The sequence below is a fragment of the Stappia sp. TSB10GB4 genome, assembly GCF_900185745.1.
GTDB lineage: Bacteria > Pseudomonadota > Alphaproteobacteria > Rhizobiales > Stappiaceae > Stappia.
In genome coordinates this window covers 188925-203611 of record NZ_FYAV01000054.1, presented here as the reverse complement: position 1 = coordinate 203611, position 14687 = coordinate 188925, and the positions used below count along the sequence as shown (strand labels likewise).

Genomic DNA, 14687 nt, shown 5'->3' with positions numbered 1-14687 from the left:
CAGCTTTGCGGAGCTTGCAGGCCCTCTCCCGTCTTCTCAAGCAAGGATTGCAAACATGAGCTGCTGCGATTCCAGCCTCGTCAAGATCGTGAACAACTCCGGCACCGACTTCACCGTCACCGCCTCGGACGGCGTGGTCGGCAACCTGCACGACCTCGACAACGGCACAAGCATCGCCAACCAGAGCAGCGCCAGCGGCACCGCCTATTCGAGCGGCGGAACGAACGGCAACTGCTCGGGCTACGTGACCATCACCACTGCCAACGGCAGCTACTCGCTGACGCTGAACTACGCCTTCACGGCCTCGAACAAGTTCGGCGCCTGCCCCTGCACGGCCGCCTCGCAAGACACTGTAACAGCCGCGAACTATGTCGCCACCGCGGTGGCAACGACCGGCTCCAGCGACGGCGCGGCCAGCACCGTGTGGACCATCACCACCCAGCTCACCTGAGCGGCTGTCGCCCGACACGGCGCCCAAATGCAAGACGGCCCGCCGGATCGCTCCGGCGGGCCTTTCGATTTTCTGCATTCGCGCGGCCGGTCAGCCGGCGGCGCGCCCGGCGCAGACGTCGAGAACCACCGCCGCTGCGTTGAAATCGCGGCGGCGCGAGGCCCGGAGCGCGGCGGCTTCCTGGTCCTCGCCCCATTGCTCGATGTTCCAGTCCTCATCGATGAAGGCGGCGCCCCAGGCTGCATCGGCCGTCATCTCGCCCTCCATCAGCGCCAGCGCGAGCAGCGCCGAGCCGCTCAGGGTCGTCGCCACATGCAGCGCCGCCAGCGGCAGGGGCGCAAGCGGCGACAGCGCCTGCCGGATGCGGGCGAGCAGCGCCGCGTCCTGGCGCACCGGCATGACGCCCTCGGCGAGCACGAAACGGCCGCCGAACCGCGCTTCCGCCCAGCCGATCACCGGCCCCCAGGCGGCGTTCTGCCGCTCGATCAGCGTTTGCGGGCTGTCCGCCCGGTAGAACAGCAGGTCGTTGCCGGCATAGGCCGTCACATCGTCGGCGACCTCGCCGGCGCGGGCCGGCACCGCATCGATCGCGGCATTGGCAATGCGGGTCAGCGGCATGGTGGCCGGGTCGATCTCCTTGCCCTGCGCGGCCCATTCGGCGGCGATGCGGCGGGCGATCTCTTCCTCGGCAAGCGCAAGGAGATTGCGCCCCGTCGTCTTGACCGTTCGGCCGTCGAGCTGAACCGCATGCAGGCCGTCCTCCTGCCGGACGATGCCGACCTCCTTGTAGAAGCGCTTCGGCAATTCGCGCCGCGACAGGGTCCTGGCGCGCTCGACCGGATCGGTGGTGCCGCCGGCCTCGATATCGCTCAGCAGGTCGCGCATCAGGCAAGCTCCCTTTGTTCCGCGGTGCCGGCCCAGCCGAGCATCTCGCCCAGCGCCGGCACGAGCTCGTCGAAGCGGTCGAGAATACGCGCCGCACCCGCCGCCGCCAGCCGGGCGCGCGGATGATAGCCCCACCCGACGCCGAGCCCGGCAACGCCGGCAGCGCGCGCCATCTCCATGTCGAAGCCGGTATCGCCGATCATCACCGTGCGCGCAGGCTCCGCCCCGGTCTCCGCCATCGCCTGCAGGATCATGCCCGGATGCGGCTTGGAGGGTGCCGTATCGGCCGTCTGGATGGTGACGAAGCGCCCCTCCAGCCCGTGGCTCTGCTGCATGTGGCGGACGCCGCGCAGGGCCTTGCCGGTGGCGATGCCGAGCAGCACGTCGTCGCGGGCCGAAAGCGTGTCGAGCGCCTCGCGCGCGCCGGGATAGAGCGGGTCGTGGTCGAGCCCGGCGAGCCGGCGCGCCACCTTGGACTGGCGATAGGCCTCCGCCATCGCCGGCACCAGGTGATGGTGTCCCGGCTCGGCGAGCTGGCGGAACGCCACCTCCAGCGACAGGCCGACGATGGACAGGCCCGCTTCGCGCGAGGGCGGCGCGAGGCCGACGGCCTCGAAGCCGACGGCAAGGCCATGCAGGATGGTCTCCTGGCTGTCGACCAGCGTGCCGTCGCAATCGAAGATCACCAGATACAGGGCCTATTCCTCCGGATCGTTGGTCTCGGGGTCGTATTGCGCCGCATCGAAGCCGAGCAGGTTCCAGCTCTGCTGCATATGCGGGGGCAGCGGCGCCGAGACGTCGATGGTGCCGCGCCCGGACGGGTGCGGAATGACGATGCGGCGGGCATGCAGATGCAGCTTGTTCTGGATGCCGCCGGGAAACTCCCAGTTCTCGATGTTGAAGTATTTCGGATCACCAAGGATCGGGTGATGGATATGGGCGGTGTGGGCGCGGAGCTGATGCGTGCGCCCGGTGATCGGCCGCAGCGACACCCAGGAGACCTTCGGCCCGGCATTTTCCACCACCGAATAGAGCGAGACGGAATGCTGCGCCTCGTCCTCGCCGTGGCGGGCAACGCGCATGCGCTCCTCGCCCTCGTCACGCGCCAGATAGGTGGAGACGCGGCCCTGGCGCGGCTTCGGCACGCCGGCGACCAGCGCCCAGTAGATCTTGCGGGTCTGGCGGGCGCGGAAGGACTTGGCCATCTCCGAGGCCGCCTTGCGGGTCTTGGCGAGCAGGAGGATGCCAGAGGTCTCGCGGTCGAGCCGGTGGACGAGACGGGGCTTTTCGCCCTTTGCGTCGCGGAACGCCTCGAGCATGCCGTCGAGATGACGGGTCAGGCCGGAACCGCCCTGCACGGCGAGGCCGGCCGGCTTGTTCAGCACCATCACCTCGCGGTCCTCGTAGAGGATCATTGCCTCCACCGCTTCGCGGTCGCCGGCCACCAGCTTGCGCGGCTTCGGCTTGGCGTTGGCGCTGTCCTTCGCCGCCACATGGGCATCGACGGTGAGCGGCGGGATGCGTACCACCTGGCCGGTGCCGACGCGGGTGGAGGTTTCCGCCCGCTTGCCGTCGACCCGCACCTGGCCGGTGCGCAGCAGCTTCTGCAGATGGCCGTGGCCGAGGCCCGGATAGTGGGTCTTGAACCAGCGGTCGAGCCGCATGCCGGCCTCGTCCGAGGTGACGGTCTTCTGTTCGATGCCGGACATGTCGTTTCCCGTTGCGGGACGGGCCGCGCAGCGTTCGCAGCCGCTCGCCCCGCCCCTTTTCAAGCGCCCTACCTAATCCCGACGCCGTCCGAGGGCAAGCGAAGCATGGAGGTCGCGCCGCTCTCAACGCCCGTCCCTGCCCCGCAGCAGCCCCTCGGCCATCGCCTGAAACGCCTCGACCGCCCGCGACAGGGCCGCACGCGGGTCCTCGCTCGCCGCAACCCAGAGCGCGGCAGTGAGCGCCGCGCCGCTCAGCAGGCGTGCGGCGGCATCCACATCGACCGGTTTCATGATGCCGGCCTCGATGAGCCGGGCAACCGCCTGGCGTGTGGCCTGCAGGCAGGCATTCTGGCTCGGCCATTGCGAGGGATCGCCGAGAAAGGCCGGCCCGTCGAGGAGCACGATGCGCTGCACCTCCGGCTCCAGCGCCATCTCGATATAGGCGGCCCCTTCCGCGAGCAGACCCTGCCACGCGTCGCCGCGCCCTGCCCCGACCGCCTTGGCCCGGGCGGCCATCTCGCCATCTACCTGGGCGACGACGGCCGCGAGAAGCCCCCTCTTGTCGCCGAAATTGTGATAGAGCGCGCCGCGCGTCAGGCCCGCCTCCGCCGTCAGCTCATCCATCGAGGCCGCCGCGAACCCCTTTTCGGCAAAGGCCTTTCGCGCCGCCGCGATCAGCCTGGCGCGGTTTTCCTCCATCGTGTCCGCACGCCGTCTTGCCGCCATCACCCACACCCCATCCAGATACGCGGCGTATGTGAATTGACATACGTATCGTATGTGAGATTATACATACGAAGCGTATATCAAATTTCCCCCCATCGGTAAGCCCCGCAAGGGCGACCCCTCACGCGCCAGCACAAAGGCTGCCACCATGACCAGACCCGAAACCGTCTTCCCCGAAAACCGCCATGCCCTTTACGAAGAGCACGGCTATTCCGCCGCGATCCGCTCTGGTGACCTGCTCTTCGTCTCCGGACAAGTGGGAAGCCGCGAGGACGGCTCGCCCGAGTCTGACTTCGCCGCGCAGGTACGCCGGGCCTTCGCCAATCTCGAGGCGACGCTTGCCGCCGCCGGCTGCAGCTTCGCCGACCTGGTGGACGTGACCACGTTCCACACGGACCCGGAGACCCAGTTCGGAACGATCATGGAGGTGAAGAGCGAGATCTTCCCGAAGGCGCCCTATCCCAACTGGACGGCGGTCGGCGTCACCTGGCTTGCCGGCTTCGACTTCGAGATCAAGGTGATCGCCCGCATTCCTGAGAAAAACGGATAGCGGGCGCGGGAAGCTGCAGGATGTTGCCGCGACCCTCATCTCCACAGCGAGGAGCGCGGCAGGGTCAGCCGGCCATCAGCGTCCTCATCGCGAAGAGGCCGGCGACGAGGCCGGCGATCGACAGCGCCACGGAGAGCCCGCCATACAGCAGCGCCGTCGCCGCCTCGCCGCGCTCCCACAGGCTGACGGCGTCGAGCGAAAAGGCGGAGAAGGTGGTGAACCCGCCGAGAACGCCGGTCGCCAGGAAGAGACGAAGCGCATTGCTGCTCCCTTCCGGCCGGGCTGCCAGCCACCCCACCAGCAGCCCCATCGCCAGCGAGCCGAGAACATTGACCGCCAGCGTGCCGGCGGGAAAGCCGGGGCCGAAGGTCCTGAGTGCCGCGAGATTGACGAGGTGACGGCCGGCGGCTCCCAGCCCGCCGCCCAGCGCCACCAGAAAGAGGTGAAACATTCTTACCCCATGAAATTCGCCCAGAGCGGCGGGGCGGCGAACTCCACCACATTGCCGTCCGGGTCGTCGACATAAAGGCTGGTGCCGCCCGCCGGCCAGACCACCTCGCTGCGAAGGGCAACGCCGCAGGCGGCAAGATGCGACCGCCACGGACCAAGCTGGTCGGCGGCGATGCGGAAGGCGAAGTGGCCCGGCCCCTCGCTGTGATGGCCGGGGATGACGCCGCCGTCCGTCTTCGTATCCTCCGCGGTCTGCCCGCGCGCGAAGACCAGCAACGTCTCTCCGGGACCGGTGTCATAGGCATAGAGCCGGTCGGTCTCCAGCATGCGCTCCAGACCGACGACGCCGGCATAGAAGGCATGCGCCTTTTCGAGATCGTCGACATAGACGGCGGTTTCCAGAATGCCCTGAAGCGGCGGCGGTGTCGGCATGACGATTCCCTTTCAGTCTTATGCCGCCGCACCTTGCCTCAAAGCGGCAAGCCGAACCAGAGCGCGGCGATGCCGAGAAAGGCGAAGAAGCCGACCACGTCGGTCACGGTGGTGACGAACACGCTGGAGGCGATGGCCGGATCGACCCCGAGCTTCTCCAGCACCACGGGAATCAGCAACCCGGCCAGGCCGGCGAAAAACATGTTGATGATGATCGCCATGGCGATGACGAGGCCGAGGCCGCTGTTGCCCGACCAGAACGCCGCGCCGGAGCCCAGCAAAACGGCGAGCGTCATGCCGTTGAGCAGTGCGACGAGCACCTCGCGGCGCAGCACCCGCAGCATGTTGCGTTCCGTCAACTCGCGGGTGGCGATGGCGCGCACCGCCACGGTCATCGCCTGGGTGCCGGCATTGCCGCCCATCGAGGCGACGATCGGCATCAGCACGGCGAGCGCCACCATCGCCTCGATCGGTCCCTCGAAGAGCGAGATCACCGAGGCCGCGAGGGCGGCCGTGCACAGGTTGACGAGCAGCCAGGTCAGGCGCGAGCGCGACGTCACGATGACGGTGTCCGAGATCTCCTCGTCGCCGAGACCGGCGAGGCCGCGCAGATCCTCCTCGGCCTCTTCCTGGATGACGTCGACGATGTCGTCGATCATCAGCATGCCGACCAGCCGCCCGGCATCGTCGACAGCCGGCGCCGAGACGAGGTTGTAGCGCTCAAAGGCACGCGCCACCTCCTCCCGGTCGTCGGTGGCGCGGAACGTCTGCGGCTCCTCCGTCATGATGTCGGAGATCTTCGTCTCGCGCTTGGTGCGCAGGATCTTGTCGAGCGGTACCGAGCCGATCAGGCGGAACCCGGGGTCGACCACGAAGATCTCGTAGAACGTGTCCGGCAGATCCTCCGTCTCGCGCATGTGATCGATGGTCTGGCCGACGCTCCAGAACGCCGGCACCGCAATGAAATCCGTCTGCATCAGACGGCCGGCAGACTCCTCGGGATAATCGAGCGAGCGCTGCAACTGAATGCGGTCGGAATAGGGAAGCTGATCGAGGATCGCCGCCTGGTCCTCGGCGTCGAGGTCTTCCAGGATGTAGACCGCATCGTCCGAATCGAGCTCGCCGATGCCTTCCGCCAGCGTGTCGTTGGGCAGTTCCTCGAGGATGCCGAGGCGGACGGCCTCGTCCAGCTCGGTCAAGGTGGCATAGTCGAACTCGTCGCCAAGCAGGCGCACCAATGGCACCCGCTGGTCGGCCGGCAGCGATTCGATGAGGTCGGCGACATCCGCCTCGTGCAGGTCGCCGGCAAGGCCGATCAGCGCCGGGGCGTCCTGGGCGGCGATACCGGCTTCGATCAGCGCCAGGAAATCGGCATTGATGCGCCCGTCCTCGTCACGCACGGGAGGGATCTCGACGGTCTCGGGATTGTCGACATGGTCGCTCTCGGTCATGTCAATGCCCCCCTTCTCGCCCTGCCGCGTGCTGCGCCCTGGCCGCCGGCAGAATGAAACTCCTCACCTTTCCCGAAGGAACGGCATGCCAGACAGTCCTAACATGGGAAACGCCGCGCCGCTGCGCCGCAACAGCAGAATTCGCAGCCACAGACGGCAAAAATCAGGCAGGGCTTGTCTGTCCGTATGCGTTTCCGGACAAAAATAGACACAAAAAAACCCGGCAGATTGCCGGGTTCTTTTTTGGTGCGGTCGAGAAGACTCGAACTTCCACGGGTTTTACCCCACAGCGACCTCAACGCTGCGCGTCTACCAATTCCGCCACGACCGCTTGTCGTTCCCGCCACGCTCCATCGGCCCGGCGGAGCCCTCGTCTAGCAAATAGGTTTTTCCCGCGCAAGCGCTTTGCGAAGGGATATTCACAAAGGAAAGACACGTCGGCGCCGGCGAGAGAAATCAGAGCGCTCCGGTCATCCTGGCAGGGCGCGCCTCGGGCGGGCGCATCAGGACCTCGGTAATGGAAACGCCCACCCGCTCGCCCTGCAGCACGACCTGTCCGCGGGCGATGGGAATGTTGTTGGCGAGGATCTGGACATCGTCCTCCTCGCGCGACATCAGCTCGATCACCGCGCCGCGGCCCATGCGCAGCAACTGGTGGATCGGCATCTCGGCCTTGCCGAGAACCACGGAGATCTCGATGGAAATATTATCGAACGTACCCATATGACCACCGGACCGATGACGCTTGGCAATCCCGTCAGCTTCATTCTATACGGGCCCGAACCGAGCCACCCCAAGGCAGACCTTGGCCGGCGTCTGGTTAACAAACCCCTAACGGACTTGCAAAATGACAGAGCGCGCGGACCTCGCCGGTTCCTTCCTGTCCCCTGCCGGCTCGCCGCCCGTCGAATGGGCGGTCAGCGATGCTCCGATCGCCTATGAGGCTGCCCTGGAGGAGATGGAACGACGGGTCGCCGGCATCGCCGAGGGCACGCTGGCCGAGCGGGTCTGGCTGCTGGAACACCCCGCCCTCTACACCGCCGGCACCAGCGCCAAGGCACAGGACCTGATCGCCCCCGACCGCTTCCCCGTCCACAAGACCGGACGCGGCGGCCAGTTCACCTATCACGGTCCGGGCCAGCGGGTCGCCTATGTTATGCTCGACCTCAAGCGCCGCCGGCCGGACGTGCGCGCCTTCGTCGCCGCCATGGAGGACTGGGTGATCGGCACCTTGTGGGAGCATCATGTGCGCGGCGAACGGCGCGAGGACCGGGTTGGCGTATGGGTGCGGCGCCCCGACAAGGGCGCCACCCGCGAGGACAAGATCGCCGCCATCGGCATCCGCATGCGCAAGTGGGTGAGCTTTCACGGCCTGTCGCTCAATGTCGAGCCGGACCTGGAGCATTTCTCCGGCATCGTGCCTTGCGGCGTGACCGAACACGGCGTGACGAGCCTCGTCGATCTTGGCCTGCCTGTGACGCTCGAAGATGTCGACATCGTCCTGCGGCGCTGTTTCGAGGAGCGGTTCGGTCCGACAGTGACGGTTCCCGCCCCCTGATCGAACCGCCCGTGCCGCGCGGCCGCGTCAGGCACGACGCAACGGTACCGCGCCGCGCCGTTTCGGCGATTGCGCTTGCCGGCCGGCTGGCCTACCGATGCCGGCGACACTCCCCGGTGGCCCGCTCGGGCCGCCTCAGACCAGCGAGCCCGCCATGGACGCCATCCACCTCCAGGACCTTGCCTTCTATGCCTTTCACGGGCTGCACGAGGAGGAGGCGCGGCTCGGCCAGCGTTTCGTCGTCGACCTGACCTGCCGGCTCGATCTCACCGCGCCCTCGCTCAGCGACCGCTACGAGGAGACGGTCTGCTACGCGACGCTGACCCGCACCATCGAGAAGGTGGTGACCGGGTCCCGCTTCAAGCTGATAGAGCGGCTGGCCGGCGCCATTGCCGAGGCCGTGCTTGCGGCGGACGAGCGGATCCGGGAGGTCAGCGTGCGGGTGCACAAACCCGGCGCGCCGCTGCCGATCGCCGCCGGCCACGTCAGCGTCGAGATCACACGGACGCGGACAGCGGGCTGACATTCTCCGCTGCGATGGTCTCTCCCTCCTTCAGCGCCTTCTCCACCTCCGCCAGCAGGTCCGGCACCAGCTTGGGATCGGCCAGCAGCCGACCATCCTCCTCGCGCAGGATCGCCAGGAACACCTCGCGCCGGACGGCGGCAAGCGCCTGCGGGTCGACGCTGGTGATCGGCGCGGCGGCGCGGGTCGCCATGGTCATCAGCCGGTCGGCCGCGGACAGCCGGCCCCACAGATAGTCGTGCTCGCGCCAGCGCCGATTGAAGAAGGCGCCGAAGGCATTGAGGTTGTTGCCCTTGAGCTTCACCCCCTCAGGGCGCAGCGAATGCGGGTCCGACGGGCTGATCCGGTCGATCAGGATCTCGTTGTATTCCGTGCTGGCGAGCCGGCGCAGCACCGGCAGCGTCACCAGATCGTAGAAGGCGAAACCGATATAGGCGGCGACAAGCGGCAGGCGCAGCGGCGGCGGCAGGTAGCTGTAAGCCATCACCGAGAAGGCGTCGTCGCAAAGCCGGTCGAGATCGGCAAGACCCATGCGGCCCGCAAGATCCTCCAGCACCTGGCCGACCGTCTCGATGTCGCCCGGATCGGACGCGGCGAGCCGGGCGGCCGCCTCCGCCGTCTCGGCGCCATAGAAGCTGACAAGGCAGCGCTGGCCGAGATGATCGAGCTGCTCATAGAGCGTGCTCTTGAGCTCGTCCATCTCTGCCGGACGCAGCTCCATTTCCGCCCCGGCGGCGCGATAGAGCCGGTTGAGCCGGCGGATCACGAAGCGCAGGCGGCGGACGCGGTAATCCACATCGAGGCCGCGCAGGAAGCGGATGATCGGCTGCGGCGTCGGACCTTCCACCCCCTCGTGCCCCAGCCCCGCCTCGGCATGCTGGCTGGCAAGCCAGGCCTCGATCCGGGTCTCGCAGTCGCGCGGGCTGACCACTGTGCCGCCGACGGTGCCGGCCCGCGCCGTCGCCAGTTGCGCCAGAAGGTCGGAGATCCGCGCGACGACGCCCGCAAGCTTCAGCCGCTGATAGCCGTGATAGGCATAGCCGGCCGAGGCATGGGCGCGCTGGTTCGCCAGCATCCGGCAGCGGGTGAGTTCGGGGACCGTCATCGGTCGATCGAGATCGGTCCGCAGGATCGAGCCGACCTCCCGCTCGACGACCGGCTCGGCGGCCGCGATCACTTCGCTCACCTGGCGGACGTCGCGATTGTAGTCCTGCACCTGCTCCAGCGCGTCGCCGATCGGCTCGTTGCGGGGAATATGGGCAAGCGAGGCGAGGATGACCCGGAAGAAGCCGGGGAGCGAGCCCTCCTCGGCCGCCACCTCGCCACCCTGGCCGCTCGCCGCCGCATCGACCTCCTCGCGCCGGCCAAGCACATTGGCCAGCGGGTCGACATAGACGATGCGCCGCACCACCTCGCGCGCCGCCGGCCGCCCGGCGATCGCCTCGATCACCGGCTGGAACGGCTTGTTCATCACGACGCTGCCATCGACCAGAATGCGGCTCTCGGGAGCCCCCTGCCCCTTGCCGAAGGCCCGGTGCAGGAAGATGCCGCGCAGCGGCCAGGTCTCGCCGCGCGCCTTCAGGACGCGGTCCATCTCGCCGACCGTCATCGGCGGAAAGGCTCCGGGAAAGGCGGAGGTCGCCCGGGCCGAGAACACGAGATCGGGAATGCGCGCGTCGGTGAAGTCGGAAACGAGATTGCCGTTTCCCCGGCTGCTGGCGGAATAGCGCAGGATCAGCCGGTGCTCCGTCTCCTCCACCTCCACCGGATCGTCGATGGCGAAACGGCGGCGGGCACCATGGAAATCCGTGACGGTGACGAACAGGTCGAGCGACTGCCCCTGCGGGATCAAGGTCGGCGCGGCACCGGCTGTCGTGTCCCCGCGCATCCCTTTCGCCGCATCCAGCATCCAGCCGACATAGCGCTCGCCGGAAAAGGGCGGCGTGAACCAGCGTGCCTGCATGAACTGGCGCAGCTTGGTGCGCGTCTCCGGATCGCCAAGCTCGGATTTCAGCGCCATGCCGACCAGCCGGTCGAGCACGGGGGCGATGGAGCCCTTAAGATAGCGGCTGAGGCCGACCGGCTCGTTCGACAGCCGCATCACATCGGCATTTTCCAGCCACAGGTCGCGGTGGCTGTCGAGCGACAGGTTGTGGGCGAGCGCCCGCGCCAGCATCACACCGTTGACGCCGCCGGCCGACGCACCGGCGATGACATCGACGACGATGCGCAGGTCAAGCGCCGGCGCGAACAGCGCCAGAAATCGCTCATAGGCCTGCGCGCTGCCGCCCTCGCCGTCCACCGAGCGCGGCGCGGGCACGCCGCCCCGCGCCTCCAGGCGGCGCGAGGCCCGCACCAGGTTCAAGAATTCCCGCGTAATGCCATGCATGTAGACGGCGAGGGAAACCCCGCCATAGAGCACCAGCGCCAGACGCAACTCGATCTGTTTCATGGACCGTCCCGGACAGACCCCGCTTCCATGCTCCGCCCGTTCGCCGCAAAGCGCAATGGGCAACCTCAGGAGCGCCCGCCGCGCTCCCGCCTCAGCTTGTCCCAATAGTCGAGGCGCTTGCGGATCTCGCGCTCGAATCCCCGCTCCGGCGGATCGTAGAAGCGCTGGCGTCCCATCGCCTCGGGAAAATAGTCCTGTCCCGAGAAAGCGTCCTGCTGGTCGTGGTCATAGGCATAGCCCTCGCCATAACCTTCCGACTTCATCAGCTTGGTCGGCGCGTTGAGGATGTGCTTGGGTGGCGGCAGCGAGCCACGCTGCTTGGCCGCGCGCATCGCCGCCTTGTAGGCGACATAGGCGCCGTTCGACTTCGGCGCCGTCGCCAGATAGACAACCGCCTGCGCCAGCGCCAGTTCGCCCTCCGGCGAGCCCAGCATGTGATAGGCATCGCGCGCCGCATTGGCCTGGATCAGCGCATGGGGGTCGGCAAGGCCGATGTCCTCCACCGCCATGCGGATCAGCCGCCGGGCCAGGAACATCGGATCCTCGCCGCCGTCCAGCATGCGGCAGAACCAGTAGAGCGCGGCATCGGGATCGGAGCCGCGCACGGATTTATGCAGCGCCGAGATCAGATTGTAGTGGCCGTCGCGCGACTTGTCGTAGACCGGCGCGCGACGCTGCACGAGTTCCTGCAGCCGCGCGGCATCGAAAATCTCCCCGCCGCGCGCGGCGCGCCAGACATCCTCGGCCAGCGTCAGCGCCGCTCGCCCGTCGCCATCGGCCATGCGCAGCAGCGCGGCGCGTGCGCCCTCGTCGAGCGGCAGCGGGCGCCCCTCCTCCGCCTCGGCACGGGCGAGCAGCTTCTCCAGCGCCTCGGCATCCAGCGTGCGGAAGGTCAGCACATGGGCCCGCGACAGCAACGCGGCGTTGAGCTCGAAGCTCGGATTTTCGGTGGTGGCGCCGACCAGCGTCACCGTTCCGTCCTCCATGACGGGCAGGAAACTGTCCTGCTGGGCGCGGTTGAAACGGTGGATCTCGTCGACGAAGAGCAGCGTCGCCTTGCCGGTGAGGCGCGCAGCGCGCGCCGCCTCGAACACTTTCTTCAACTCGGCAACGCCGCTGAAGATCGCCGAGATCTGCTCGAAGCGCAGGTCCGTCGCCGCCGCCAGCAGCCGCGCCACCGTGGTCTTGCCGGTACCGGGCGGTCCCCAGAAGATCAGCGAGCCGAGCGTGCCGGTCTCCAGCATGCGGGTCAGCACGCCGTCCGGGCCGAGCAGGTGATCCTGCCCGACCACGTCGGAAAGCTGCGCCGGCCGCAGCCGATCGGCAAGCGGCCGCCGGGTCTGCGCGCCAAGTCCCGCGGACTGGAAAAGATCGCTCATGCGGGATGCCCTGCCCCTCGTTGCTGGTCCCTGCCCTGTCGCCTCAGCCCCTGAGCGCTATCCTGAGCACCCGGCCGCCGCGCCGGATCTCCAGGCGCCACACGCCCGGATCGGTACCGGCGATACGCTGCAGCGTGCGGCTGGACTCGATCTCCCGGCCGTTGATCGTCTGGATCACGTCGCCCACCTGCAGCCCGACACGTGCCGCCGGCGACCCCGGCGCGACCTTCGAGATGACGACGCCTGTGTCGAAGCCGTCGAGCCGCAGCTCCTCCGCCACCGCCGGCGACAGGTTCATCACCGTCGCGCCGGCGAAGGGCGAGTAATCCGAAATCTCGCGTTCATCGCGCGGGACGGTCTCGGGCGCCGCCTCCAACATCACCTCCAGCGTCACCCTGCCGCGCGGCCGCAGCACCGTGAACGTGGTCTTCGTCCCGAGCGCCCGGGTGGCGAAGCGGTAGCCGAAACTGTCCGGGTCCGTCACCTCGGCCTCGCCCACATGGGTGATCAGGTCGCCGACCCTGAGGCCGGCGCGCTCGGCCGGGCTCCCCGCGCCGACGACAGTGACCAGCACGCCGCTCGGCCGGTCGAGGCCGAGCGCCTCGGCGATCTCCGCGCTGACGCTCTGCAGGCTCGCCCCGAGCCAGGGACGCCGCACCTGACCGTCGCTTTCCGCCGCCTGAACGACGAACCGCACCATGTTGGAGGGAATGGCGAAGCCGATGCCGTTGGACCCGCCGGAGCGGGAAAAGATCGCCGTATTGATGCCGACGAGCCGCCCCTGCATGTCGACCAGCGCGCCGCCGGAATTGCCCGGATTGATCGCCGCATCCGTCTGGATGAAGAACTGGTAGTCGGTGATGCCCACCCGCGTGCGGGCGAGCGCCGAGACGATCCCCTGGGTAACGGTCTGGCCGACACCGAAGGGATTGCCGATGGCCAGCACCACGTCGCCGACTTCCAGCGTGTCGGAATCGGCGAACTCGATATGCGGGAAGCTCTGCGAGGCATCCCTCACCCGCAGGATCGCAAGGTCGGTGCGCTCGTCCTTCAGCACGATCTCGGCATCGAACTCGCGCCGGTCGGACAGCGCCACCCGCACCGCGTCCGCTTCGGCGATCACGTGGTTGTTGGTGACGATGATGCCGTCGGCGGAGACGATGACGCCGGAGCCGAGCGAGGACTGCACCCGCTCGCGCGGGCGCCCCATGTCCTGCCCCGGCTCGCCGAAGAAGCGGCGGAAGAACGGATCGTCGAAGAACGGAGAGACCGGGCGGCTCTGCACCGTGCGGCTGGCATAGACGTTGACGACCGCGGGCGCGGCCTCGCGCACCACCGGCGCGAAGGACAGCCGCAGTTCGGCCGCATCGCGCGGGGCAACGCGCTCCTGCGCGAGCGGCGCCGACAGGCCGGCGGCGGCGACGAAGACAACGGTGGCAAGCGCGGCGGACACACGGCCTGCGAGGGTGGAGACGGACATCCCAGGTATCCTCACCGATTGGGCGGCGCCGGGCATGGCCAAAGCGACTCACGCCCCGCCGGAGACTGTCGAGCCAAACCTAACAAAAAAGGCGACCCGAAGGCCGCCTTTCCGTCTCGTGTGCGAACGCGAAGGTTCGCTCGCGAAATCAAGCCGCGGCTTCGGCGCCCTCGGCGGCCTCGTTGCGCGCCCGGTCGACCGCGCCCTTGGCATCCACGTCGCGATCGACGAACTCGATCACCGCCATCGGCGCGTTGTCGCCATAGCGGAAACCGGCCTTCAGCACGCGGGTGTAGCCGCCGTTGCGGCCCTTGTAGCGCTCGGCAAGCGTGTCGAACAGCTTGCGAACGAGGGCGACGTCGCGGATCTGCGCGATCGCCTGACGGCGGGCATGCAGGTCGCCGCGCTTGCCCAGGGTGACGAGCTTTTCCACGATCGGCCGCAGTTCCTTGGCCTTCGGGAGGGTCGTCACGATCTGCTCATGCTCAATCAGCGATGCGGACATGTTGGCAAACATCGCCTTGCGATGGCTGGATGTCCGGTTGAGCTTGCGGCCGCGATTGCCGTGGCGCATGGCTCTCTCCTTTTTCTCTGGCGGTCACGTCTCTTGCGTGCCGCCGCCGGTCCCTTGGAAGACCGCG

The 14687-nt window shown here is 68.1% G+C and carries 16 protein-coding genes and 1 tRNA gene; 4 read left to right on the top strand and 13 right to left on the bottom strand.

Annotation, left to right across the window (positions count from 1 at the left end):
• Positions 1–55: 55 nt before the first annotated feature.
• The gene (locus TSB10GB4_RS14690) at positions 56–451 is read left to right on the top strand and encodes a hypothetical protein (RefSeq protein ID WP_186386477.1); all 396 of its coding nucleotides are present in this window, start codon (positions 56–58) and stop codon (positions 449–451) included.
• A 90-nt stretch (positions 452–541) separates the two neighbouring features.
• Here TSB10GB4_RS14690 and TSB10GB4_RS14685 read toward each other — a convergent pair whose 3' ends face one another.
• From TSB10GB4_RS14685 to TSB10GB4_RS14670, 4 genes are all read right to left on the bottom strand, one after another.
• Positions 542–1336, bottom strand: a complete 795-nt coding sequence (locus tag TSB10GB4_RS14685) for an ATP12 family chaperone protein (RefSeq protein WP_186396306.1) — start codon at positions 1334–1336, stop codon at positions 542–544.
• Entirely contained in the window at positions 1336–2031 is a 696-nt protein-coding gene (locus TSB10GB4_RS14680; protein WP_186396355.1) for an HAD-IA family hydrolase, read from the bottom strand. Before TSB10GB4_RS14680 ends, TSB10GB4_RS14685 begins: the two co-directional genes overlap by 1 nt.
• Before the next feature lie 3 nt (positions 2032–2034).
• Positions 2035–3045 carry an RluA family pseudouridine synthase gene (locus tag TSB10GB4_RS14675; RefSeq protein WP_186396305.1) on the bottom strand — a complete coding sequence of 337 codons (1011 nt, stop codon included), beginning with the start codon at positions 3043–3045 and terminating at the stop codon, positions 2035–2037.
• Between the two features lie 123 nt (positions 3046–3168).
• A complete protein-coding gene (locus TSB10GB4_RS14670) occupies positions 3169–3771 on the bottom strand; it encodes a TetR/AcrR family transcriptional regulator (RefSeq protein WP_186396304.1) in 603 nt (200 codons plus the stop codon).
• A 148-nt stretch (positions 3772–3919) separates the two neighbouring features.
• On the opposite strand from TSB10GB4_RS14670, the gene TSB10GB4_RS14665 reads away from it, so the two are divergent.
• Positions 3920–4321, top strand: coding sequence for a RidA family protein (locus TSB10GB4_RS14665; protein WP_186396303.1), 402 nt, complete (start codon positions 3920–3922; stop codon positions 4319–4321).
• 64 nt (positions 4322–4385) lie between these two features.
• On the opposite strand, the gene crcB is transcribed toward TSB10GB4_RS14665, so the two are convergent.
• The 5 genes from crcB to TSB10GB4_RS14640 form a co-directional block, all read right to left on the bottom strand.
• Positions 4386–4772, bottom strand: coding sequence for a fluoride efflux transporter CrcB (crcB, locus tag TSB10GB4_RS14660; protein ID WP_186396302.1), 387 nt, complete (start codon positions 4770–4772; stop codon positions 4386–4388).
• Positions 4773–4774: 2 nt separating this feature from the next.
• The gene (locus TSB10GB4_RS14655; protein ID WP_186396301.1) at positions 4775–5203 is read right to left on the bottom strand and encodes a VOC family protein; all 429 of its coding nucleotides are present in this window, start codon (positions 5201–5203) and stop codon (positions 4775–4777) included.
• Positions 5204–5241: 38 nt separating this feature from the next.
• Complete coding sequence (gene mgtE / locus TSB10GB4_RS14650; RefSeq protein ID WP_186396300.1) at positions 5242–6654, bottom strand: magnesium transporter; 1413 nt, start codon at positions 6652–6654, stop codon at positions 5242–5244.
• Between the two features lie 244 nt (positions 6655–6898).
• A tRNA-Leu gene (locus TSB10GB4_RS14645) sits at positions 6899–6985 on the bottom strand.
• 125 nt (positions 6986–7110) lie between these two features.
• On the bottom strand, positions 7111–7377 hold the full coding sequence (locus tag TSB10GB4_RS14640) for a FliM/FliN family flagellar motor switch protein (protein WP_186386471.1): 267 nt from the start codon (positions 7375–7377) through the stop codon (positions 7111–7113).
• Between the two features lie 124 nt (positions 7378–7501).
• Between TSB10GB4_RS14640 and lipB the strand changes: the two genes are divergently transcribed.
• Positions 7502–8212, top strand: a complete 711-nt coding sequence (lipB, locus tag TSB10GB4_RS14635) for a lipoyl(octanoyl) transferase LipB (RefSeq protein WP_186396299.1) — start codon at positions 7502–7504, stop codon at positions 8210–8212.
• Positions 8213–8366: 154 nt separating this feature from the next.
• The gene (gene folB, locus TSB10GB4_RS14630) at positions 8367–8735 is read left to right on the top strand and encodes a dihydroneopterin aldolase (RefSeq protein ID WP_186396298.1); all 369 of its coding nucleotides are present in this window, start codon (positions 8367–8369) and stop codon (positions 8733–8735) included.
• On the opposite strand, the gene TSB10GB4_RS14625 is transcribed toward folB, so the two are convergent.
• The 4 genes from TSB10GB4_RS14625 to rplQ form a co-directional block, all read right to left on the bottom strand.
• Positions 8710–11187, bottom strand: coding sequence for a patatin-like protein (locus TSB10GB4_RS14625; protein WP_186396297.1), 2478 nt, complete (start codon positions 11185–11187; stop codon positions 8710–8712). The two genes, folB and TSB10GB4_RS14625, sit on opposite strands and share 26 nt — an antisense overlap.
• A gap of 65 nt (positions 11188–11252) precedes the next feature.
• Positions 11253–12566, bottom strand: a complete 1314-nt coding sequence (locus TSB10GB4_RS14620; RefSeq protein ID WP_186396296.1) for a replication-associated recombination protein A — start codon at positions 12564–12566, stop codon at positions 11253–11255.
• A gap of 43 nt (positions 12567–12609) precedes the next feature.
• Complete coding sequence (locus tag TSB10GB4_RS14615; RefSeq protein WP_186396295.1) at positions 12610–14046, bottom strand: DegQ family serine endoprotease; 1437 nt, start codon at positions 14044–14046, stop codon at positions 12610–12612.
• 148 nt (positions 14047–14194) lie between these two features.
• A complete protein-coding gene (gene rplQ / locus TSB10GB4_RS14610) occupies positions 14195–14620 on the bottom strand; it encodes a 50S ribosomal protein L17 (RefSeq protein ID WP_067216462.1) in 426 nt (141 codons plus the stop codon).
• Positions 14621–14687: the final 67 nt, after the last annotated feature.